This is a genomic window from Pseudoalteromonas sp. NSLLW24, from assembly GCF_015864725.1.
Lineage (GTDB): Bacteria > Pseudomonadota > Gammaproteobacteria > Enterobacterales > Alteromonadaceae > Pseudoalteromonas > Pseudoalteromonas arctica.
Genome location: NZ_JADYWQ010000012.1, coordinates 82,727 through 106,622, shown reverse-complemented (window position 1 = coordinate 106,622; position 23,896 = coordinate 82,727). Strand labels below are relative to the sequence as shown.

Below are 23,896 nucleotides of genomic sequence, written 5' to 3'. Positions count from 1 at the left end.
ACCGAGTAAAGTAAGCTAAAAGGGGCGCAAGATGGAAGGTATGAACATTACCATGACACTGCTATCGTGCTTGGCGTTTATGGCGCTGGTGGGATATATCTCGTACCAAAAAACCAAAGGGGAAGTTAACACCCAAGATGGCTACTTTTTAGCGGGTCGTGGGTTAACAGGTACATTTATAGCAGGGTCGATGATCCTCACTAACTTATCGGCCGAGCAACTAATTGGCCTTAATGGCTCAGCTTATGGTTACAACCTAAGCTCAATGGCGTGGGAAGTAACCGCAGGGATCTCAACCATTATTATGGCGTTGATCTTTTTGCCTCGTTATTTAGCGGGCGCGTTTTCTACCTTACCTGAATTTTTACGGGATCGTTTTGACGATACCGTACGACGCATGACGGTGATCTTATTTATGGTAGGGTATTGTTTTATAACGATCCCTTCTGTTTTGTACTCAGGATCAATTGCCGTACTTAGACTTTTTGATGTACCCACCTTATTAAATATGAGCTACCAAGCAAGCCTAATTGTGACCATTATTACAGTGGGTTCAGTTGGGGCTATTTATGCTGTATTTGGTGGTTTAAAGGCGGTTGCGGTGTCGGATACTATTAACGGTGTTGGGCTACTTATTATTGGTATTTTAGTGCCAACACTGGGTTTAATTGCATTGGGTGACGGGAGTTTTTCAGAAGGATTAAGCACCCTTGTAAATACCGATACAGAAAAGCTCAACGCTATTGGCAGCAGCGACGATCCTGTGCCATTTGGCACTATTTTTACAGGCATGATCTTAGCTAATTTGTTTTATTGGGGCACCAATCAGTACGTGATCCAGCGTACACTGGGCGCTAAAAACTTAGTTGAAGGCCAAAAAGGGGTGTTGTTTTCAGGGTACTTTAAAGTGCTAGTGCCCTTTATGATGATGATCCCAGGCGTTATTGCTTACCATCTTTATAAACACGAAAGCCTGCCAACTATCGATTTAGCTTACCCACATTTGGTAAAAGAAGTACTTCCACAGTATTTATCTGGCTTCTTTTTGGCCGTATTGCTAGGTGCTGTATTTAGCTCATTTAATTCATTGCTCAATAGCGCGGCGACCTTATTTTGCTTAGATGTTTATAAGCCAATGAAAAAAAATAAAGTAACAGACAGCCAACTTATAAAAGTAGCCAAAATTACCAGTATTGTTATTGCCATATTGTCGTTTATAACTGCGCCATTATTGATGTTTGCGCCTGAAGGTTTATGGCACATTATTCGTGTGTTTACAGGTTTCTACAACATTCCGGTCATCACAATTGTATTGGTTGGTTTATTTACTCGAAAAGTGCCTGCACTGGGCGCTAAAGTCGCGATTATATTCCATATTATTGCCTACACCTTGCTTAAATTTGTATGGGATGTAGACATTAACTTTATTCATATTTACGCCATTTTGTTCATAATTGAATTGGCAATAATGCTGGGTATTGGTTACTACAAACCACTTAAAACACCATGGCAATTTACACGCAAAGCTGAGGTAGACCTTAATCCTTGGAAATACGCATTACCTTGCGCAATTGTATTAGTAGGCTTGATTGTTAGCTTGTATATATTGTTTTCGCCGCTCGGATTAGTGGGTGGAACCAGTGTGTACTTTGTACCAAGTTTAGTTGCTGTTTGGTCTACTGTTTTAGTGCTTAGCTGGTGGAGTGTACGTCGTTGGCAGGTTCGTTACGAAAATAGCTTAGCGCGTATTGGGGCTAAAAACGCCGCATAACGTGCGGCCATATTCTATACACCAAACTTAAATCACATTTAATTCACATAATGTTTGCATTAGTAAGATAGTTTGTTTAAATTTAAAGCTCTTATATAAGATATAAGAGCTTTAAGGAAAGTATCACACACACTGACACCGCTTTTTAGCAACTCACACAATTGCTAGCGCGGTACCACACAGCACACGCACAATATGGAGAATGACATGAGAGCTAAAAAGTCCGTCTTAAGCTTGGCAGTCACGTTAGCAATGACAACCGGTTTAGCGCTTAGCGCGCAGGTACATGCACAGCAAGAGCAAACCGAACAAGAACAACAAAAAACAGAAACAGCTAAAAACGATACATTTGAAAAAATAGTCGTTACTTCACAAAAAAGAACGCAAAGTTTAAACGAAGTACCTGTTGCGGTATCGGTACTTAATAGCGATCAAATTAATTCAGCTTTTGCTAATAACATGGAAGGCTTACAGTCACTTGTTCCTTCGGTTAGCTTTAGAAAAGGCACCACAACACGTAACTCAGCGCTAACAGTGCGCGGTATTGGTACTATTTCATTTAGTATTGCTGCCGAACCAAGTGTGGCAACTGTTGTTGATGGCGTGGTACTTGGCCGCTCGGGTCAAGCATTTGCCGATTTATACGACGTAGACCGCATTGAAGTATTACGCGGGCCACAAGGTACGTTATTTGGCAAAAACGCCTCAGCAGGTGTGGTAAATATTACCACTAAAGATCCGTCGTACGACACAACCGGCAGCGTAGAAACCTCGTTTTATCAAGATAACGAATACCGTTTTAAAGGTGTTATAAGCGGCGGTTTAACCGACGATTTAGCCGCTAGCTTAACGGTATTTAAAGGCAAGTTTGACGGTTACATTGATAACGTTTACAACAACGAAAAAGTAAACGGTTATGACCGCGAAGGTGCACGTGCTGTATTTAAATATGAGCCAGAGGACGACTTAAGCGTAAAATTTATAGCTGAGTTTTATAACGCAGATGACGACTGTTGTGCCGATTTAGAAGCCCTGCCAAGTGGCCGTAATCCTGATTCAAAAGCAGCGCCAAACAGTAACGGCATTGTGGATGGTGTAGCCGATATTGACCTCGACCAGCGCAAAGTTGACCATGACTACGAGTCGCGCACAATTGACGAACATAGCGCATTTTCGGTGCAAGTTGATAAAACAATTGGCGACTATACGTATACTTCAATTACAGCACAGCGTTCATGGGATAACACAGAATACCGCGAAGGCGACTTTACCTCTATTGCTGGCGACAGCAGCGAGCCGGTATTTGGAGCGCCGTTTCAGTTACATGATATTGGTGCACAGCAATGGGATCAGTTTTCACAAGAGTTTAGAGTTACATCAAACCTAGCTGGGCCATTTAATTATGTTGCCGGCTTATTTTATTGGAACATGGATTCACAACGTAACTTTACTCGCGATGCAAGTTGCCAAAATAATGGTGGCCAGCTTGATAGCGCAATGGCTTTTTACGCGCAAAATAACTTATCGGGCGCTGAGCTTGATACAGCACTTGCTGACTTAGAAGGTTACACACAAGGCCTAGGCGTTAGCTGTAACGCAAACGATATTGTATCGGCCACTGCTTTTATGAGCACAGAATTTAATAACTGGGCAGCCTTTGCCGATGGTACCTACGATTTATCTGAAGATTTACGCGTTTTATTTGGTATTCGTTACACCGACGATGAAGTGTCTTACACGCATCGCCGTGTAAGTAATGATGTATATGGCCGCACCGGTGTAGGCGTGCGCCCAGCAACACTTAATACAGATGATGAAGGCAAAGCCGAAGAAACCAACGTATCGGGTCGTCTAGGTATGCAATACGATTTAGGCGATGGCCAAATGGTATACGGTACTTACTCGCAAGGTTACAAAGGCCCTGGTTTTAATATTTATTATAACTTTAATCCAGATAACGACAGCCGCGAAATAGCACCTGAAGAGTCAGACGCTTATGAAATAGGCTACAAATACGCAAGCCGCGAATTTGTATTTAACATGGCTCTTTTCAGAACCGAAATTGAAGGCTTTCAAGCTAACAACTTTGACTGTTCAGACGGCACCTGTATTACCCGCTTAACCAATGCGGGCGATGTAAGCACACAAGGTGTTGAAGTTGACTTTATGTGGGCTGCAACAGAGTCGCTAACGCTTACCGGTGGTGTTGCTTACATTAAAGCTGAAATTGACGAGTTTAATTGTCCGGCAGAGGTAGCCGCTGGCTCGTGTACTGACCGCTCAGGTTTAGATGTACCATTTTCGCCAGATCTTAAATACTCACTAACGGCTGATTACTTTATTGAAACCGACCATGGTTTTAACGTACACATAAACAGCTCATACATTTACACCGATGAGCAATACTCAGACCTACCAGACAACGTAGGTGAATTTAACCCAGCTGCTTTATTACCAGATTACGGTATTTTAAACGCAAGTGTGGGTTTGTCGTTTAAAGATGACGCGTTTAGAGTATCACTTATTGCTAAAAACTTAACCGACGAAAGCTACGTAACTACCTACAGTGGCGATAACTTCCGTTACCAAATACCGCGCGATGCAGAGCGCTACTTTGGGGTATCGTTTAAAGCACGTTTTTAATATTTAAATAACTCCCTCAATAATTTCCCTTAGAAGCGCAACGTTTAACACGTTGCGCTTTTTTTATGACTTATTTTTGTAATAGTTTAGTCATCTTACTTTCATCAAAATTACCTTTATTAGTCACATCTGTTTTCTATAGTGCAGCGGTTGATCTTTTTTGTGTTTACACATTTCAAAAAATAACCACTAAACAATGGGAATTACGGATGAAAATTAAAAAAGTCGCTGCGGCAATCGCGCTAACATTTGCGTTTAGCGCAGTTAGCCATGCTGATGTACTACCGCAAAGCCAAAAAGACAGCAGCTGGTATAGCGCTGCGCAAACTAAACTAACAACAAAAACAGCACAAGCGCAGGCTACACAAGCCACTAAAGCTAAAAACGTCATTTTATTTGTTGGCGATGGCATGGGTATTTCTACACTTACCGCCGCGCGCATTTTACAAGGGCAGCGTAATAATCAATCTGGCGAAGAAGGTTATTTAAGTTTTGAAGAGTTCCCGTACTCTGCACAAGTTAAAACGTATAACGTAGATGCGCAAACTCCTGATTCAGCAGGCACGATGACGGCTATTATTTCGGGTGTAAAAACCGATGTGGGCGTTATTGGTGTAGACGAAGATATTGAACGCGGCGTGTGTTCAACAGTGGCAGGTAACGAGCTAATTACCGCAACTGAATTGGCTGAAATTAAAGGGCTATCTACCGGTATTATTTCTACAGCACGTATTACTCATGCAACTCCTGCTGCCACATATGCTAAATCGGCTGACCGTAACTGGGAAGACGTATCAGATATGCCAGAAGATGCCGTAACGGGTGGCTGTGAAGACATTGCATCGCAACTGGTTAACTTTGAAAAAAACCTAGAAGCACGATTTGTAGGTACCGACGTAGACGGCCTTGATTTTGTAATGGGTGGCGGTCGTCGTCACTTTTTACCAAAAGACGAAACGGCTAACTCAACAGATGCAGTAAGCGCTATAGAAGGCGACCGTACTGACGAGCGCAACTTAGTAACTGAGTGGCAAACACAATACCCAGATGCTACGTACGTGATGGATCAAACAGGCTTTGATGCAATAGCAGACGACGCCACTAAAGTATTTGGTTTATTTAACGAATCCCACATGCAGTACGAAGCTGACCGCGCAAACGATGTAGCGGGCGAGCCTTCACTTACCGATATGACCACTAAAGCAATTGAAGTGCTTGGTAAAAACGATAACGGATTTTTCTTAACGGTTGAGTCGGGTCGAATTGACCACGCGCACCACGCGGGTAATGCATACAATGCGCTTAACGACACGATTGAGTTTGCTAAAGCCGTACAAGCTGCGGTAGATAACACCAACCCAGAAGAAACCCTTATTTTAGTAACCGCCGATCACAGCCATGTATTTACTATTGCAGGCTACCCTAAGCGTGGTAATCCAATTTTAGGTCAAGTAGTTGCAGTAGGTGCAACAACACCAAGCCTAGCCGCCGACGATATGCCGTACACCACAGTAGGTTACGCAAATGGCTTAGGTTTTAGAAATCTAGGCGACGAGACTGATGCTGATGCAAGTTACACAAGTGCTGCTGTAGCAGGGCGTGTTGAGCTAAATGGCGTAGATACAACAACCCCAGGTTTTCACCAAGAAGCAACTGTACCAATGGGCTCAGAAACACACGCAGGTGAAGACATATCTTTACATGCAAAAGGTCCTGGTGCTCAGCTAGCACAAGGCGTAATTGAACAAAACGTAGTGTTTCATCTAATTAATCAAGCTCTTGAACTAACTCAGCAATAATGGCGGCTAACATGAACAAATTAACGGTACTTTCTTTGGCAGTAATGGTCGCGCTAGCAGGTTGCTCGAGTGACGATAACAAAAATGAAAACAATATTATCGCAGTAGATAACGCTATTGCAGTGGGCTCTGAGCAGTGCATTAATGGCGGTGTAGAGACGCAAGTAGGCGCAGATACCAATAATAACGACGTGCTAGATAGCGACGAAGTTAACTCAACTAATTTAGTGTGTAATGCACCTGCAACGTCGTTAACTACCGAGCAGTTAGCCTCGCTCACTAGCAATACGTGGTTTAGTGAAGCACAAACAAAATTAGGTGCTGCACAAACAGCCAGTAGCAACATTGTTACTGAATCAGGCAAAGCTAAAAACGTTATTTTATTTGTGGGCGATGGTATGGGTATTTCTACCATAACCGCAGCACGTATTTTAGCGGGTCAGTTAGAGGGCGAAATGGGTGAAGATCACCAGTTAAGCTTTGAAACTATGCCTTTTTCAGGCTTTGTAAAAACATACAACGTAGATGCGCAAACGCCAGATTCGGCAGGAACTATGACCGCAATGGCATCGGGCGTTAAAACCGACGCAGGCGTTATTGGTATTGATGAAGCAGTTGAACGTGGTAATTGTGCATCAGGCAAAGGGCACGAACTTGTTACCTCGTTAGAGCTTGCTGAAATTGCAGGCAAAGCAACAGGGATTATTTCGACAGCGCGTATTACTCACGCAACACCAGCTGCAACGTATGCTAAATCGGCAGAGCGTAACTGGGAAGATATCTCCGATATGCCAGAAAGTGCCGCAACATGTGAAGACATTGCATCGCAACTGGTTAACTTTGAAGCCAATCTAGAAGCACGCTTTAGTGGTGTTGATGTAGACGGTATTGACGTAGTAATGGGCGGCGGTCGTCGTCACTTTTTACCAAAAGATGCCGCGTTTAATTCAACCGATGCAGTAAGTGCTGTTGAAGGGGATCGAACAGATAACCGCGACTTAACCGCAGAGTGGAAAACGCAATATCCAAATGGCACGTACGTAATGGATCAAACCGGTTTTGATGCAATAAGTAACGACGCCACTAAAGTGTTTGGCTTATTTAACGAATCCCACATGCAGTACGAAGCTGACCGCGCAAACGATGTAGCAGGCGAGCCTTCGCTTTCACAAATGACCGAAAAAGCAATAAACGTACTTGATAACAACGAGCAAGGTTTTTTCTTAACGGTTGAGTCGGGTCGAATTGACCACGCGCATCATGCGGGTAACGCTTATAACGCGTTAAACGACACTATTGAGCTTGCTAAAGCCGTTAAAGTGGCGATGGAAAACACCAACCCAGAAGAAACATTAATAGTTGTAACTGCCGATCACAGCCATGTATTTACCATTGCTGGTTACCCTAAACGCGGTAACCCAATTTTAGGTAAAGTGGTTGCAGTAGGCGCAACTGAGCCAAGTTTAGCTGCCGACGATATGCCTTATACAACGGTTGGTTACACCAATGGTGGTGGCTTTAGAAACCTAGGCAGCGAGACCGATGCCGATGCAGGTTATGCGTTTGCACCTGTTACAGGGCGTGTTGATTTAACAGATGTTGATACAACAACACCTGGTTTTCATCAAGAAGCACTGGTACCAATGGGCTCAGAAACACATGCCGGTGAAGACGTAGGCGTTTATGCAATGGGGCCAGGTGCACACTTGGTAACAGGCACAAACGAGCAAAGCTTTTTATTCCATGTAATGGACTTTGCAGCTGATTTTGTAAAAACAGCAGACGAAAAACTAGCGCAATAAATACTCGCTAGTTATAAATTTAGTTAAATACAGCTAAATAAAAAACCCCGCCTACTTTGCGGGGTTTTTGTCATTAAACTGACATTTATAATCGTTATGTTATTGCCATAAACTTGAAATATAAATAAGAGATAGCTAAATGAAAAAAGCGTTATTAATAATTGCCACGCTTGTAAGTACAAGTAGCTTTGCCTCGCAATGTGATATTGATGCCAAGCATTTAAAAGCCGATTATAAAATTACCAACAGCCATAAAGCACAGCAAAGTAGCGAGTCACTTACTCTTTGGCGAAACAATCAGCAAGTAGCGCACCAAAGTGAAGTAATAACCGAGCTTTGGCAGCACTTAGCCAATAATCAAATACGACCAATACGTTACTTTAACGCCCAGCAACGCGGCATTGAATACCAACCATCTGAGGTACGCGGCGTACAAAATTGGAGTGCTAAAAGTCAGCTGGTGGATAACCACCTAATCGAAAAAATGACCCTAGTAAGCACACAAGGCACAGGCTGCGATGAAGTAAAAAACTATACATTGAGCGAAAATGGCAACGACTTTAACCTCGCCTTTTTAACGCATTCAAAATTAGTTAAAACATTTAGTATTAGTAATAAAAAAAGCCAAACAACTACCTTACTTAGCCTTAATAATGTAAGCACTGATGAGCCATTAATTAGTGCTCAATTTGCACAATGGGACCGCTTTCAAACCACCGATTACGCCGATATAGGCGATAACGAAAACGACCCGTTTTTAGCGAAAATGATAAACCTTGGTTTTATTGAGCACAGCGCGACAGGTTTTTACAACCAGCAGGGCGAGGCTATTCAAGGCGGGCACCACCACTAGGTTTTTAAATGTTGTAGCTCATAGCTGAAAGAATGACAGGCGGCTGTGAGCTACAAGCCAATTTTTCAAAAATAGATTAATTTAAGCCATTCCCACCCCAGTAATATAACAAACACTTTCCTATTTTTATAAAACCTACACCATCAGCCACATAATATTTATAGTTGGTAATAATTTACACTATTTGATATTAATAGAAGTTCATATAATAGGGACGTTTTGACGTGAAAATAAGAAAACGCCCCTGATAGAGTGGTTATAACTCAAGCCAAGTTTCTGCATGAAAGAATCATGCGATAATTGAGAAAATTAGATATCAATATGGAGTAACTATGGAGCTTTTTAGTTCATTAGCGACAATTATTGGGCTCGTTTCAGTATGGAAGTCAGAGGGACGAGCTCGTAGTGGAGAGGATTATAATGATTTTATTCAATGGCTTAGTGAGAGTAGGCACTGTAGGTTAATCGAGAGCCTAGAAAGCAATCATTTGTTGGGTTTGAAAATTAAGCAACTTTTAACTAAAAACCACACAGAACTTGAAAAAAGTTTAGCTAATCTGGATGCTATGCTATTACAGCTAGCTTCTCAAGTTGATGATTTTAAAGAAATAGCTAAAGAAATAGATCCAACTCAGGGAGTTTCAGATCAAGCTATTCATATATTAAAAAGCATTGTTTCTTCCACCTCATCTTCTATTCAAATGAATTCAATAAATTTCTTTGATGTTGCTTGGGGAGCTAACGATAATGAAGTTCCTAAAATTTCAATGGGATTTGTTGATGAACCTGGTGTTATTAAAATTGAAGAGCCTAAATTTTTACCCGATGATTTGAATACATTGGTCAAATTAAATCTGCTACTTATAAGCGAAGTTGGTACAAGTTTACCTATATACACAGTGACAAGGTCTGCTGCTAAGTACCTTGAAAAGTTGAAGTAGAGTTATAATAAGAACTTTAAAAATAATCTAAAACAGTGGATTGTGTTTATACATCGCAATCCACTATTTTAGTCCATTTAATGCTGTTTTAGCACTATCAGCAGACACTACAAAACCAACTACCTAAATTACTCAAGATGAGCATCATCAGGCTTTTTAGGTTTACTCGCTACTTCTGTTAAGCCGTCTTCGCAATCGCCGCTGTCGCAGGTATTTAAATCGCTTTGTGCTTGTTTATCTTGTTGTAGCACTTGTTTTAAATCTTCCATGCGTTGGCGAACTGCTACGCCGTAGCTGGCGTCGTCTCCCCATAATGCAGCAAGTTGCAGTACTGCAGCGCGGTCGTGGTCTCTAAATAACTTACCGGCGCGCTCTGCATCTTGCTTAGTGTTACCTAGTAACTCGAGTGCTTCTACGGCAAGGTTAATAGCTGAGTCGACTGTTTCGCGGTTAAACGCATCTACTTTTAAATTAAGTAACTGATACGCATGGCGGCGGTCGATTGCGCGAGCAACTATTTTAAGCTGCGGGTAGTTTTTATGCGCGAGCTTAATTATCTCAATAGTTTTATCGGGGTTATCAATTGCAATTACCAGCATTTGCGCGGTGTGCGCGCCTGCGGCTTCAAGGAGTTCTTGGCGTGCGGCATCGCCATAAAATACGGTATTGCCAAAACGGCGTAGTAATTCTATTTGGCTAGGGCTGTGGTCAAGTACGGTAATTTCGTAGCCTTGCGCGTGCAGTAAACGCCCCATAATTTGGCCAAAACGTCCGTAGCCCGCAATAATTACGTGTTTAGCGGTGCTAATTTGCTCTGGCTTATCAAACTCAGGCATAGCACTGCTGCTGCGTTTTTGTATTTGCTCATAAACCATAAGTAATAACGGCGCTATTAGCATTGATACTGCGACAACTAAGGTAACAAGGCTGGTTTGCTCGGGCGTTAAAATACTTAAGGTTGTGGTTACGCTTAGCAGTACAAAGGCAAACTCACCCCCTTGGGCAAGGGCTAGGGCAAATAATAACTGCTGTTTACTGTTAATTTTAAAGGTAACGGCAAGGGCAAATAAAATGCAGGCTTTAACTACAATAAGTAAAACCACTAAGCCAATAACAGTACTAAACTCGTTAAATAGCAGTTCAAAGTTAATTGATGCGCCAACAGTTATAAAAAACAATCCTAAAAGTAAGCCTTTAAAGGGTTCTATATCGGCTTCTAATTCGTGTCTAAATTCACTCTCGGCAAGTACAACACCGGCTAAAAAAGTCCCCAAAGCAGGCGATAAACCAATACTTTGCATAACTAGCGCAATAGCGACCACTAAAAACAGTGCAAAAATAGTAAATATTTCACGCATGTGTGTTTGAGCAATGTATCTAAATAACGGGGCCGATACATATTTACCGCCGGCAATAATAGCGGCAATAACCGCCACCGATACACATACTTGTTGCCATACAGGCCAGCTTGCAATAATCGAATCGCTGATTTCTTTTGTGCTAGTTTGCGGGGCAAATGCAAGCAGTGGCAATAGGGCTAAAATAGGAATAATGGCGATGTCTTGAAACAGCAATACCGAAAATGCGTTTTGTCCGGCTTCTTGCTTTAGCCAGCCTTTTTCTTCAAGGCTTTGTAGTACAATAGCGGTAGAGGAGAGCGCCAGCATTAAACCAATGGCGAGTGCGGTTTGCCAATGCATGGCAAAAAACCAATAACAAAATGCAAATATAGCCGCTGCCGATAACACAACTTGTAAGCCGCCAAGCCCTAAAATAGAGTGGCGTAATGTCCATAAACGCGAAGGTTGTAGTTCAAGGCCCACTAAAAACAGCATCATTACTACGCCAAATTCAGCGAAGTGCATTACATCGGTTTGATCGCCCACAACACCCAGCGCATAAGGGCCAATGAGTATGCCGGCAATTAAATAACCTAACACAGAGCCAAGTCCGACTCGTTTTGCAATAGGGACAGCTACTATGGCTGCTGCTAAATAAATTAAAGCAATTTCTAACACGCGTTTATCCTAGGTCTATTTATGCTCAAGGTATTTGAGCATAAATAGAATGACTTAGGTTCTTATAAAATACAATAATTCATGTGGCTGAAAATACGTTATTTTTAGCTCATACTGTTAGTCAGCTACTTTTACTGAACCGCTAATATTATCGATACTTACATCGCCCGAGCCCGACTCAGTAATAGTCAGCCCCTTTGCATGATTAACGCGAATATCACCCGAACCGTCTTCAATTGTTACGCTTGAACCAATATGCTCAATAAGCAGGTCGCCAGAGTTATCATCAACATTAACAGCACCGCTAATATGGCTTATTACTATATCACCCGATCCATCTTCAACGTTTAGCGAACCGGTTATGTTGCTCACGTGCATTTCGCCAGAACCATCGTCAATAGTTGCATTGCCACTTACGTTGTTTATATGAATACTGCCAGAGCCGTCGGTTAATTCTAAATTACCTGCGATGTTTTCAAAGTTTACTTCACCTGAGCCATCGTCAACAGTTAGGTTTTTAGCACCGCTTATAGTTAAGTCCCCCGAGCCGTCTTTTACATTAATATTGCTTTGCATAGCATTTATAAAAATGTCGCCAGAGCCATCATCAATATCTAAATTTAGATTACTTGGCACAGTAACCACTAAATTAATACTTGGAGATTGACCACTGTAAAAGCTAATACCATTACGGCTTTTATTTTGGGCAACAAGCTTTGCCTGTTTACCGTCTTGCTCGAGCGTTAGCTCGTATTCGTCTTCAATGTCGGCTGTGTAAATAGTGGCATCAACACTAATGCTGGTGGCAGTCTCTGAGCCTTTTATTTCAAGGCTACCTGCGCCGCTTAATACATTTAAATACTCAAGATTGTTGCTAGGTAATGTAAGTTGCTTGGTTTGTTTTACAGAAGCCACACTTGGCGATATGTGAAACACACAACCACTTAATAATAAAATGCCGCCAATAAGCGAAAGTGGTTTTGCAATGCTTAATTGTGTTGATGAGCTCATGTTTAGTCCTTTGTATTTTTGTTTGTATTTATATAAACAATATAGAGCAAAAATGAGGCCGAAATGTAAGCTGTTGTTTTATATGGGGTGGTGGTTTTTTATGAAAGTTGAAATACTAATAAGTGGTTAAAATAACTAATTATTAATATAAAAGGATGCGCGATGCATCCTTTTATAATTGCTCTGCTTTTATTAGGGAACTAATTAAAAGCTGTAAGTAATATTACCGTATAAGAAACGTCCGTCTAATCCGTAAGGCGCATACGGTGTGTACGGGAATATTTGGCCAAAGTCAGAGTAACCAATGTTATCCACTGTGGCTTGTGGGTACTGATCGAACAAGTTGTTTGCACCAACGGCAAACTTCCAATATTCGTCTGGACGGTATGCCACTTCTAGGTCGGTGATCCACTTAGGGTCTAGGTATTCATCGCGGTCAGCTGTAGTTGAAATATCAGCGACTTCACCATAACGTGTAGCACGCAGGGTAGTTTGCCATTCGTTAAAGTTCCACACTGCTGATAGGTTCCATTTGCTATCTGGCGTGCCTTCTTCAAAGCGACCTACTTCACGACGTGCAAACACTACGTAGTCGTCACCTAGTGAGTTTAGCTGTGCTGGGTTGTCGTTTACGTGCGTTACTTCGGTGTCGTTAAAGTTAGCTGCTACGTTTAGGCGTAAATCACCTAAGTTGTCTAAATCTAGGTTATAAGTGGCAACTATATCTACACCTTGCGTGCGTGAGTCGATAGCGTTGGTAAAGTAACGTACGCTTTCGGTATTTAGCTCACCTGCATTTTGTAGTATTTCAACAACTGCATCGCCTTCTAGGTTTTCAGACAATACAATACGGTCATCAATATCAATACGGTATGCATCAACCGTTAAGCTAAAGCTGCCTTGCGTGTACATAAAGCCCGCTGTAACGTTTACTGACTCTTCAGCATCTAACGGCTGAGCACCAAGTGCTTGCGCTGCGGCTGAATCGGTCGGGAATAAACCCACTTCAAATGGTTGGTTGTTTTCAAGTACTGTTGATATTTGGCGGTACGAGCTTTGCGCTAAAGATGGTGCACGGAAACCTGTGCTAATTGCACCGCGCAGCGATAGGTTTTCAGTAATGCTGTAACGCGAAGCAAGCTTAGAAGTAAATGTGTCACCAAAGTCGCTGTAATCTTCATAACGACCCGCTAAAACGACGTTCCATTTTTCTGTTAAGTAGGTATCAAACTCAACAAATAAAGCGATGTTATGACGGCTTTCGTCAGTCGCACTTTCTGGTCCAAAACCAGCAAGTACTTGCGCGCCACCGGCTGCAATTGGGTTACCATCGCTATCAAGTGCGGTGATGTAAGACGCTTCTTCGCCTTCTTCTATTTTGTAGCTTTCGTGGCGATATTCAGTACCTACGGTAAAAAATACGTCATCAGGTAAGCCTAAATCGAGAGTGGTATTGGCTGTTGCGTTTACTAAAAACTGATCGTAAACCAATGCACCGTTGTCAAATTCGGTTGGGCTGTCGGCACCTAGTGATGTATTAATACTATTTACAACACCGAAACCAAAGTCGTTACGGCCGTAGTTGGTACTTACATCCCATGTCCAGTCGTTAGTTTCGCCTTGTAAGCCCAATGCAAATGAGTAATCTTGTACGTCTGTTTCAATTTGCGGTAAAAAGCCATCTGGGTACACTTCTAAAACGTTACGGCTGTCTTTTGCTCGGCGGTAAAAACCACCTGAATTACCTTCACGCTTTGAGTAGCTACCAAATGAATAAAGGTTTAAGCCGTTATCTAAATCGTAACCCATGTTGTAAAACAACGCGTAATCTTCAAGGTCTGCTTTACCAAAGCGGTGGTTGTAACGATCGATAGTAAATTCGCGTGGGTCTAGGCTGCCATCATCAAGGCGGCTGTATTGTTCGCGAGGGTCAAAACCTGAGCGCTGAGTTGAGTCGTTATCGCGGTACTCAATGGATACGTTTACAAAACCGTTATCAGATAACGCAAAACCAGAGTTTGCGCTAACAGTGCGTGTTGCACCGTCGTTTACTTCTCTGTCGCCACCGGTATTAAAGGCTAAGTCGCCGTTTGCATCTGCATAGGTGCTTTCTAGTTGAGATACACCAGCCATTTGAGTATCGTATTTACCGTACGTTACGCTTACGCTACCGCCTTCTGAGGCATCTTTAAGTACAATGTTAATTACCCCAGCAATTGCATCAGAACCGTACTGTGCGGCTGCGCCATCACGTAGTACTTCAACACGCTTAATTGCAGAGGTTGGAATCATGTTCAAATCAACAGCTGTAGAGCCTCGGCCAACAACACCGGCTAAGTTTAATAGCGCACCGGCATGGCGGCGTTTACCGTTTATAAGTACTAATGTGTGATCGGGTGCTAATCCACGTAAAACAGCTGGTTTTGCATGGTCAGTACCATCACCCATAGTGGCACTTGGGTAGTTAAAGCTAGGTACTTGGTTTGCTAGTATTTGGCTTATTTCTAGCTGACCCGTACTTTGCATATCACCGCTGGTAATAATATCTACGGGTACCGTACTTTCGGCAATACTGCGTAAGCTTCTGCGAGTACCGGTAACCGAAATTACTTCGATATTCTTTTCTGCTTGATTATCTTGCTCTGCGGCAACGGCCATAGAGTAAGGTGTGCTAAGTGCAGTGGTAACGGCCAAGCTAAGTGCTAGTTTATTTGCAGATAAACGCTTAAAAGTCATTAATTGTTCCCCAAGAGCTGCTAGTCGAAAAGGAGCGCATCATATAGAAGCGACTACCCTAGTGCAAAGATAAAAACTATCTAAGATATTCTAAGTTGTTAACATATAAGGTCACTGTTTACGCGCGATATAGGCGTTTGGATCGTTGTAGTTGCAATCTTGTGTCGAATGGTTGCGAATTCAAGGGAATTTTAGATAAAAGTTAGTAAGACGTAAAAAGGCCAAGCAAATGCTTGGCCTTTCAATTTTTTAAATTTAGTGATTTAAATTATTCAGGGGCAACTTCAAGCGTTGTAAATAATGCATAACGTCCTGCATCTACGCCTTCTTCATTTACGGTAACCTTGTTAGAAGTTTCGATTAGGTATAGGCCTGGCTCTTTCCATGTAATTGTAAACATACCTTCTTTATCGGTCGTTACTTTTACTTCGCCACGGTTGTTACGGTAGCGTGTGTCGCCTTTTAAAATGCTTACTTCAATGCCTTCACCAGCAGATTTACCATCTTGTAGTAATTGAAAACGTGCTTGCTCACCTACAAATAAATCGTTTGGATGCGTTGGGCCACTAAGCTCTAAGCCTAAACCTAACTGTGCTGGCTTTGTGGTGCCATTTCGGCTTACAAATGTATCTACTGTTGAAACAACCTTCGTTGTAGTTACATCTTTTGCATTGCTAGGTAACTCGGCGTCTGTTTTCTTACCAAATACACGCTTGCGCTTACCTTCTTCGTTTTTATAGAAGGTCATGTACATTGGCTTTTGGGTCATTGCAATGTGGTAAGTGCCTTGCTCTGTTAAGCTTACCGCAGCTGAGCTTTTACGTTTTAAGTAGTAAGCACGGATCGTTTCAGATACTGGCTCACCATTAGGCGCAAGTGCCATTAATAATGTGTCGTCGTACTCGGCGCCTTTTTCTTTAGGTTTAAAGGCTTTGTCAGGTGCAAAAATTTCGTTTGAAATACTTGCGTCAATCATTACGTAATGCGCTTTATCGCCTGATAAAGATGTATGCGAAGGTAGTAACCAACGTCCGTGTGCATTTGCTGAAGTTGACACTAAAGCAGATAAGCTCAATGCGCCGATTAATGCAGTTTTTAATAAATTAATTTTCATTGTATTTCCTTAAATTCAAATAATTAAGTAGCAGTTACTTAGTGCTTACAGTGACGAAACTTTGTGAAAACTCGTTTTTACCATCAATTGTCAGCTTGCCTGATTTGGTTAAATCGAGCTCAACGCGGGTGTAATCTCTGCCGCCTTCTTCGCGTACAACTTCAATATTTAGTAAGTATTTACCTGGTTTTACTGGGTTACCGTCTAAATCGTTACCTTGCCAATTTATAGTGTAAGTACCCGCGCGCTTTGTTGCGCCGCTAATGCCGTCAAAGTTGGCGTCACTTTTACCGGCTTTACGCCACCATTGGCGTAAGTCTTTAAACCATTCTGCTTTTTGCACCCAAAGTGCAAGCGTTGTAACGTGTTTGCGCTCTGGTGTTTCAAGCCAAACTGCAACGTATGGACGGTGATACGGTTGTGCTTCTAAGTCGGGAAGCGTTAATTCAACCTCTAGCTGTGGTGTTTGTGCATGCGCTGTTGTTTGAAAAAACGCAGCTACGAGCAGTAATGCGGCGCTTATAAATAATTTAAATTTAACCATTAAGACACTCCTTTTATTTGTGGAACCCAACATAAATAAATAACCATTGGAGTTGCGACTCCTAGTAAGGTTATCCATATTCCTGCTAAGCGTTTTTTTCTATTTTGAAACAAAATAATCATGCCGGTGATGGCAAATAAAATCATTAGTACGGCAGATATATCAATTACCCAACTCCATACTTCACCGCTGTGGCGGCCTTTATGTAAGTCGCCAATAAGGCTTAAAAAGCCACCTGTTTGGTAATCAAGATTTAGCTCGCCAGTTGTAAAGTCGAGCTCTGCGTAGGCAAATCCTGCAGGCAGTGGGTAGTCGAGCATTACTAGCGCGTCTTCTTTTTCCCACTCAATGCTTTTTACTTTTGTAAGTGCATATTGCTCAGCTAAGTAAGCTTCTATTTCTGGGTAAAGCGTTGGCAGCGTATTTAGCTGTTCATTTGCTTTAGTAACTAGCTCTACTGGAATTGTTGCATTTACTTGACCGTTATTTTTATCGTTTTTAAGCCAATCAACGTGATTAAGCACAATGCCGCTAACGCAAAATAAAATAAGCAAAAAAAACAGAGCTGTAGAAATATAAATATGTAGAGCGCGGCTTGTACTATACAAAGCCCGCTTATTAATAAATGACATAAAAACAGTTAATAAATCAAATTTACAACATGATAATGATTTGCATTAGCTATTACAAATTTACTTACTTATCTTTACATAAAACTTTAAAACAAAGGTGTATGCAGGTAAAAAATGAATATTTAATGCTTAGGGGGGCTAGAGGGTCTTAAAATAAGGTAAATCATTACCGATACTTCTATTATTGCAACGAGATAAATAACCCAAATAGGGGCGGCTGAATACAGTAAAAATATAAATCCAATTAACATGCCAATGGCGGCGTAGCATTTGGCTTTAACAGGCACTACTTTGTGGGCTTGCCATTGCTGCAAAGTTACACCGTAACGAGGGTGGTTTAACAGCCATTGTTCAAGCGCGGGTGATGAGTGAGTAAAGCAGGTGAGCGCTAAAATAAAAAATATAGTGGTAGGCATGACCGGTAACACAATGCCAATAATACCCAAGGCTACAAGTATTAAGCCAAGCGCTTTAAACCATAAGTTTTTATAACAAATAAACACTGCTTTTATATTCACTTAGGCTCTTTTTAGGCGTGTTATGGTATCTCTAATTGTAGGCTAAATAGCTATTAATTCGAAGCTTAAAATCAATAAAAAAGGGCAAACTAAGTTTGCCCTTTTAAAAAATAAATGCGGTTAACAGTTTAGAAGTAGTAACCAATATTTATGTTGAAGCGACGTTCTGTATCGCCATCACCAATAATTGTTCCGCCAATAAATGGCTGGTTACGTGCTTGAATAAAGTCGAAGTAACTAAAGAAACCACCTGCAGCAACACTCATACCCGTTACGTTCATCCATGTATCTGCACTATCGTCAGACTTGTCATAAATAATGCCGTAATCGTTGTAAAATTGAATGTCGGTAACTGGGCCCCAATCAAGCGAGTAATTATAAGCAACGTTAAAGTTAGTCATAGTTGCTTCGCTAGATACAGTGTCGTAATAAGCATACGCACCAACAACAAAGCTGTCGCTGCTGTCGTCTAGGTCGTAGTCGTATTCACCGTGTTGAAATTGGATATTCCAGTTGTTAATTGTGCTATCAACATGAAATGCCCATGCGCCGTAGTTACCAGCACGATCGTTACCGTCATGTAAGCCACCACTTAATAGTGATACACCCACATCGGTAGTTATATTTTTGCTGTGTTCAATTTGATATGTTGCACGCCCGGCAAACGTATTGTATTCGCCTATGCGAGAGCCTGGTGCATCGTATGTACCTTCCTCTGCTGAACGACTACCAATAATGTCGTAAGAGTAACGATGGTTAATATCTGAAGAGCCACCGTCTATGCCACCTAGCTCATCATTTTTGAAAAAGCCTAGGTCTAGTTTCCAGTTATCTTTAAGTTTACGCTTTACTACTACACCTAAATCATAGTCGTCTTCTAGGCCTACGTAATAGTTAGTACTGAAAAAGTAGCTGTGCGAGTTGTATGGGCCATTACCAAAAGGCACAGGTGCAATACCTGCTTGTCCTTCCCAGCCATCTGCAAACTCGTAACCTAAGTAAGCGTATTTAACAACGGTCATATAATCGTAAAAACGTACTTCACCGTTAAGTGAAATATCGTTAATTTCACCAGATACATTTATACGGAAAATATCAAAATCAAAATCGCCACCGCGATCTTGGGTATCTTCATCGTATGTGTTGGTGCTGTAATTAAAGCGTATTGCTCCACCAACTTTAATACCTTCATCTTTTTTCTCAGGTTCAGCTGCGGCAACTTCAACTACTTTTTGATCAGATTTTTTACTGATGTTTGCAACTTGTTGTTCGTGTTGCTTATTAATTTGTTGCTGTTTTGTTTTTTCATCAGCTAACTTATTTTCAAGCAATTGCATTTGTTGCTTTAGCTGTTTAAGTTGGCTTTGTAGTGTGTCTAGATCATCAGACGCATAAGAAGTGCTTGTAACACCACCTAGAACTAGTGCTAGTGTTAATTTTGAGAGTTTAGTCATAATAGCCGCTCTGCTTGTGATTAAAAAATAAAAAATTCAAGACGTCAAAAAACGCCTTACGTTTAGAGTAAGTACAAAACTATGTATTTTTTTTATTGTTTATTCTTTAGGAGCTTGAGTAAGTGCACCAACTTCTAGAAGGGGCGATGCATCTAATTTATCTGCATCCATCATCGCGGCTACACGCTGCATTGATGAGAGTAAAAGGCTCTGTTCCCACTCAGCAAGCGCAGAAAACTTTTCAATAAAGTGTTGTTGCAATGGCTGAGGTGCTTTATCAAGTAACTCTTTTCCTTTTTCGGTGAGGTATAAGCTCACTCTGCGTTTATCCATTTGACTGCGTACGCGTGTTACTAAATCTCTGCTTTCAATTCTGTCGAGAATATTGGTGACCGTTGCCGGGCTTAAATTTACGTTCTGAGCTATACGGCTCGCCGTTATTCCATCGGTTTTTTCAACTTCTTGCATTATAAGCAGTTGTGGCCCAGTTAAACCTGAAGTTTTATTTAGCTGCTTAGAATGTAAGTCAATCGCGCGGATCACTTTACGTAAAGAAACCAATAACTCGTCATATTTTTGCATTTGCTTATCTCATCGATGGGGCGGTAGTTTGCCGTAATCGCGAAATGTTACACATCAAATAAATTGAATTCAAACAATATATTGCACATTAGGCCGCTTTTATTGGTTTTTAATAGTTAGAGCAGTAACTAATGTAAAATTATATTGTTTAAATTATAGTAAATTTTCTTAGCATCTTGTGTGCATTAAGTTGCGCACAGTACGTATGTTGTGAATAATTGGCAAGTCTTATTGTATAGACTTTAGTATTATTCATTTACAGCTGTTAGTACAAAGTAATTGTTTGTGAGTTTACTGTATATGTATTAATCGGCAATGAACAAATTCAGCAATCAATATTTAATATCAATAGCGTATACTTTAAGCATGCATTATTGTTTCTGCACAAATATTAAAAATCTTTAGTATCAGTATTATAGGGGAAGGTATGAAATTATCGCCATCAGTTAGCATTGAGCAAAGCGAAACCGGTCTTGAGTTTATTAAAATAGCTAGCTCAAAGTGCGATGCAAAAATATTTTTGCAAGGTGGGCAAATTACCGAGTTTATCCCTAAAAATAACAAGCCACTTATATGGGTATCACAAGACGAAACCTATCAAGAAGGGGCAAGTATTCGAGGTGGTATTCCTATTTGTTGGCCGTGGTTTGGTACACACGCTAATGATGGGTGGCCTGCCCATGGTTTTGCGCGCACAAGCGTGTGGCAAGCTGATGAAGTACACGAATCTGATGAGAAAATTACAGTTAGTTTAAAGCTACCCATGAAGCTTGTTAATACAACGTATTGGCCATATCAGTCAGCATTAAAAGTTGAGTTTGTATTAAGCGATAAATTACAGGTTAGCTTAACGACCACTAACTTAGGGAGTGCGCCATTTAGCTTTACCCAAGCGCTGCATACCTATTTTCCTACATCAGACATTACAAATACCCATGTAAATGGTTTGCAAGGCGCCCAATATATTGAGTTTAGCGAAGGGCCATTTGTACAAAACGATGTTGTAAGCTTTAATCGCGAAACCGACATGGTTTATACACAAGCAAATACAATGCAAACCATTAATACGCCAGAAGGTGTTATTAATGTGAGCCGCGAAAACTCAAGTTCGTGTGTACTGTGGAACCCATGGATAGAAAAATCAAAACGCTTATCTAACTTTGCTAACGATGAGTATAAAACAATGCTCTGCTTAGAGGCTGCTAATGTACTGACAGATAAAGTAACGCTTGAGCCAAAACAAAGCCACACCTTAATAACCACCATTAGTTGGTAAGCTAGCCATAATTAAAAGCAGGAATAGGGACAAATAGTGTTTAACAATCAACAAATAATGGATTTACCAAAGCATAGTGATATTAGCTTTAAGCCATTGGCTGATAAAGCCTTATTACATACACAGCTTAGCTCGCTTCTGTTTTATATACCGCTAATTGGAGCGCTTATTGCTGTTTGTTATTTTAATGAAGCCTTTGCTAATAATGCGCAAACGTATTTGCTAATTGGTATGCCTATTTTGGTGGCCGTATCTATGCTGTACAACATGATAAGTGTGAGGTTGCGAGGTTTTGCAGTGCGAAATCATGACATTGCTTTTAAAAAAGGCGTTATTTGGCAACAAGTGACGGTATTACCTTTAGCGCGTGTACAGCATATGGAAATACACCAAGGGCCAATAGAGCGAAAACTTAGCCTTGCGAGTATTAAATTATTTAGCGCTGGTGGTGTAAGTGCCGATTTACAAATTAGTGGGCTAACCCATGACGATTGTAAAAATATGCGCCAATTTGTACAAAACTACCGCCAAGACGACGCAACTACTCAGGCAGCTTTAGTCGATGAGTAATACAACTATCGAAGATAAAGCGAGCCCTATTTACTGGCAGAAAGTATCGGCCTGGGCGCTTTTATACTTTGTTGTGCACTTTAGTGTGCGCTTTGTAAAAGATGGCCTTTTAAACTTACTGCCTATGCTTGTCGTGTTTGTTACTCAAGTAGAAAATAAGTTGTTTTGGGCGCAGGTTGCAGGTGGGATTGCGCTAATTTCGTTGCTTATTTACTCATTTTTATATTATTTAAATTTTAAGTTTTGTATTAGTAGCGACAACGAAATATTGCTTAACAAAGGTGTATTTAAAAAAGAGCGACTTACGCTTAAATTTAGCCGTGTGCAAAACGTTAATATTGCCGAGCCATTTTATTTTACCCCTGTAAACTTAGTTAATTGTATTTTTGATGCAGCTGGCAGTGTGTCGCAAGAAGTTGTTTTACCTGGCGTCACTAAAGATTACGCACAGCAAATGCGTAAACAAATATTTGATTTTAAAGCGCAGCAACAGCAAGAAATACAAAATACTGAACAAAGCGAAACAGACACTATCGAAAACAGCCTAAGCATTAGCAATAAAGAAATAGCCAAATTTGGTTTAATGTCGAATATGGCCATTTTAGCAATCGCTGCTTTTGCCCCTTTTATAAACCTAATTGTTGATTTTTTAGAGAAGCAAATTATTGCGAAAGTAGAAGGCTTTTATCAACAAGAGCTTGGTATGCTGGCAAGTGCTGCTACCTTTGCGATGATCACCTTAATTGTTTTGCTAGTTTTGGTGGCTGTAATGCTATCGGTGACTATGTCGCTTATTCGTTTTTATAACTTTGAGCTTTATTTTAAAGGTCAAAAGTTTAAACGTATTGCTGGCTTGTTAGAGCGCCATCAGCTTTCTATGAGCATGGATAAAGTGCAATCTATTGTTATTAAGCAAAACCTAATGGGGCGATTGCTAAAGCGATTTACCGTTGAGTGCTTGCAAGCAAGTAGCGGCGGAATAGCAGCCGGTGTTGCGGCTAAAAAAAATAAACAAACCTTAGTATTACCTGTATTAAATAGCGAACAAGTTGATAGTGTATGCCAATGGATTTACCCGTGGTTTAATAGTAAAGAGCTCGCTTTTAAGCGCGCAGAACGAGCGCTTTTGTATAAAAATTTAGGCTTTTATTCATTGCTACCGAGTGCACTCGTGTTTGGCTTTTGTTTTATTGCTGATATTAATACTTTGATAAGCCTTGGTGTTTTGGTGGTGTTTTCTGGCTTGGTAACTTTATCGTATCAGCGTTATGGTTATTACATGCATGAGGATAATGGCCGATTTTACATGGTTGTACGCAAAGGTATGATTGGCGTTCATTACCGTGTTTTTGAGCTTTATAAAGCGCAAAGTGCACGCAGTATAAGTACGTACTTAATGAGAAAATCAGGCTTAAAAAGCCTGTATATACAACTTGCTTCAGGGTTTGCATTTATGCCCTACATAAAGCAGCAAGATGCTGACTTTATTATTGATTTTACAATTAAGCAGATTGAGTCAGATACTCGCAGCTGGATGTAAACTCCCCTGATAAAACATGTGTAAATACACATTTGCACATGCTTTATTACACTTTCTTACTGCCCATGAAAGACATTTAATAATACCCTAGA

General features: G+C 41.0%; 18 protein-coding genes. 9 read left to right on the top strand and 9 right to left on the bottom strand.

Annotated elements, in window-relative coordinates:
- Positions 1–31: 31 nt before the first annotated feature.
- The 6 genes from I6E72_RS13525 (at position 32) to I6E72_RS13500 (ending at position 9,809) form a co-directional block, all read left to right on the top strand.
- Complete coding sequence (locus tag I6E72_RS13525; protein ID WP_180961364.1) at positions 32–1,771, top strand: solute:sodium symporter family transporter; 1,740 nt, start codon at positions 32–34, stop codon at positions 1,769–1,771.
- Positions 1,772–1,978: 207 nt separating this feature from the next.
- Positions 1,979–4,414: a TonB-dependent receptor gene (locus I6E72_RS13520; protein WP_101217640.1), complete on the top strand. Its 2,436-nt coding sequence runs from the start codon at positions 1,979–1,981 to the stop codon at positions 4,412–4,414.
- A 209-nt stretch (positions 4,415–4,623) separates the two neighbouring features.
- The gene (locus I6E72_RS13515) at positions 4,624–6,213 is read left to right on the top strand and encodes an alkaline phosphatase (RefSeq protein WP_007580433.1); all 1,590 of its coding nucleotides are present in this window, start codon (positions 4,624–4,626) and stop codon (positions 6,211–6,213) included.
- Positions 6,214–6,224: 11 nt separating this feature from the next.
- Entirely contained in the window at positions 6,225–8,015 is a 1,791-nt protein-coding gene (locus tag I6E72_RS13510; RefSeq protein ID WP_197112642.1) for an alkaline phosphatase, read from the top strand.
- A 139-nt stretch (positions 8,016–8,154) separates the two neighbouring features.
- Positions 8,155–8,868: a hypothetical protein gene (locus I6E72_RS13505; protein WP_197112640.1), complete on the top strand. Its 714-nt coding sequence runs from the start codon at positions 8,155–8,157 to the stop codon at positions 8,866–8,868.
- Between the two features lie 332 nt (positions 8,869–9,200).
- Positions 9,201–9,809, top strand: coding sequence for a hypothetical protein (locus tag I6E72_RS13500; RefSeq protein ID WP_197112638.1), 609 nt, complete (start codon positions 9,201–9,203; stop codon positions 9,807–9,809).
- A gap of 128 nt (positions 9,810–9,937) precedes the next feature.
- Here I6E72_RS13500 and I6E72_RS13495 read toward each other — a convergent pair whose 3' ends face one another.
- From I6E72_RS13495 to I6E72_RS13455, 9 genes are all read right to left on the bottom strand, one after another.
- Positions 9,938–11,827, bottom strand: a complete 1,890-nt coding sequence (locus tag I6E72_RS13495; RefSeq protein ID WP_197112636.1) for a monovalent cation:proton antiporter-2 (CPA2) family protein — start codon at positions 11,825–11,827, stop codon at positions 9,938–9,940.
- Positions 11,828–11,944: 117 nt separating this feature from the next.
- On the bottom strand, positions 11,945–12,838 hold the full coding sequence (locus tag I6E72_RS13490) for a hypothetical protein (RefSeq protein WP_197112634.1): 894 nt from the start codon (positions 12,836–12,838) through the stop codon (positions 11,945–11,947).
- A gap of 204 nt (positions 12,839–13,042) precedes the next feature.
- Entirely contained in the window at positions 13,043–15,574 is a 2,532-nt protein-coding gene (locus tag I6E72_RS13485) for a TonB-dependent receptor plug domain-containing protein (protein WP_197112632.1), read from the bottom strand.
- A 268-nt stretch (positions 15,575–15,842) separates the two neighbouring features.
- Positions 15,843–16,688 carry a DUF4198 domain-containing protein gene (locus tag I6E72_RS13480; protein WP_197112630.1) on the bottom strand — a complete coding sequence of 282 codons (846 nt, stop codon included), beginning with the start codon at positions 16,686–16,688 and terminating at the stop codon, positions 15,843–15,845.
- A gap of 34 nt (positions 16,689–16,722) precedes the next feature.
- Positions 16,723–17,232, bottom strand: coding sequence for a DUF2271 domain-containing protein (locus I6E72_RS13475; protein ID WP_197112628.1), 510 nt, complete (start codon positions 17,230–17,232; stop codon positions 16,723–16,725).
- Entirely contained in the window at positions 17,232–17,864 is a 633-nt protein-coding gene (locus tag I6E72_RS13470) for a PepSY-associated TM helix domain-containing protein (RefSeq protein ID WP_024607261.1), read from the bottom strand. Before I6E72_RS13470 ends, I6E72_RS13475 begins: the two co-directional genes overlap by 1 nt.
- A 122-nt stretch (positions 17,865–17,986) precedes the next feature.
- Entirely contained in the window at positions 17,987–18,382 is a 396-nt protein-coding gene (locus tag I6E72_RS13465) for a YbaN family protein (protein ID WP_101217650.1), read from the bottom strand.
- Positions 18,383–18,510: 128 nt separating this feature from the next.
- Positions 18,511–19,836 carry a hypothetical protein gene (locus tag I6E72_RS13460; RefSeq protein WP_101217651.1) on the bottom strand — a complete coding sequence of 442 codons (1,326 nt, stop codon included), beginning with the start codon at positions 19,834–19,836 and terminating at the stop codon, positions 18,511–18,513.
- A 99-nt stretch (positions 19,837–19,935) separates the two neighbouring features.
- Entirely contained in the window at positions 19,936–20,418 is a 483-nt protein-coding gene (locus tag I6E72_RS13455; protein ID WP_024589614.1) for a MarR family winged helix-turn-helix transcriptional regulator, read from the bottom strand.
- Positions 20,419–20,845: 427 nt separating this feature from the next.
- On the opposite strand from I6E72_RS13455, the gene I6E72_RS13450 reads away from it, so the two are divergent.
- The 3 genes from I6E72_RS13450 to I6E72_RS13440 are packed head-to-tail and all read left to right on the top strand — an operon-like array spanning position 20,846 to position 23,804.
- Positions 20,846–21,694 carry a D-hexose-6-phosphate mutarotase gene (locus tag I6E72_RS13450; protein WP_197112626.1) on the top strand — a complete coding sequence of 283 codons (849 nt, stop codon included), beginning with the start codon at positions 20,846–20,848 and terminating at the stop codon, positions 21,692–21,694.
- Positions 21,695–21,730: 36 nt separating this feature from the next.
- Positions 21,731–22,264 (top strand): PH domain-containing protein, encoded by a 534-nt coding sequence (locus tag I6E72_RS13445; RefSeq protein ID WP_024589616.1) that lies wholly within the window; start codon positions 21,731–21,733, stop codon positions 22,262–22,264.
- Complete coding sequence (locus I6E72_RS13440) at positions 22,257–23,804, top strand: PH domain-containing protein (protein ID WP_197112624.1); 1,548 nt, start codon at positions 22,257–22,259, stop codon at positions 23,802–23,804. The genes I6E72_RS13445 and I6E72_RS13440 overlap by 8 nt, the downstream gene beginning before the upstream one ends.
- Positions 23,805–23,896 lie beyond the last annotated feature (92 nt).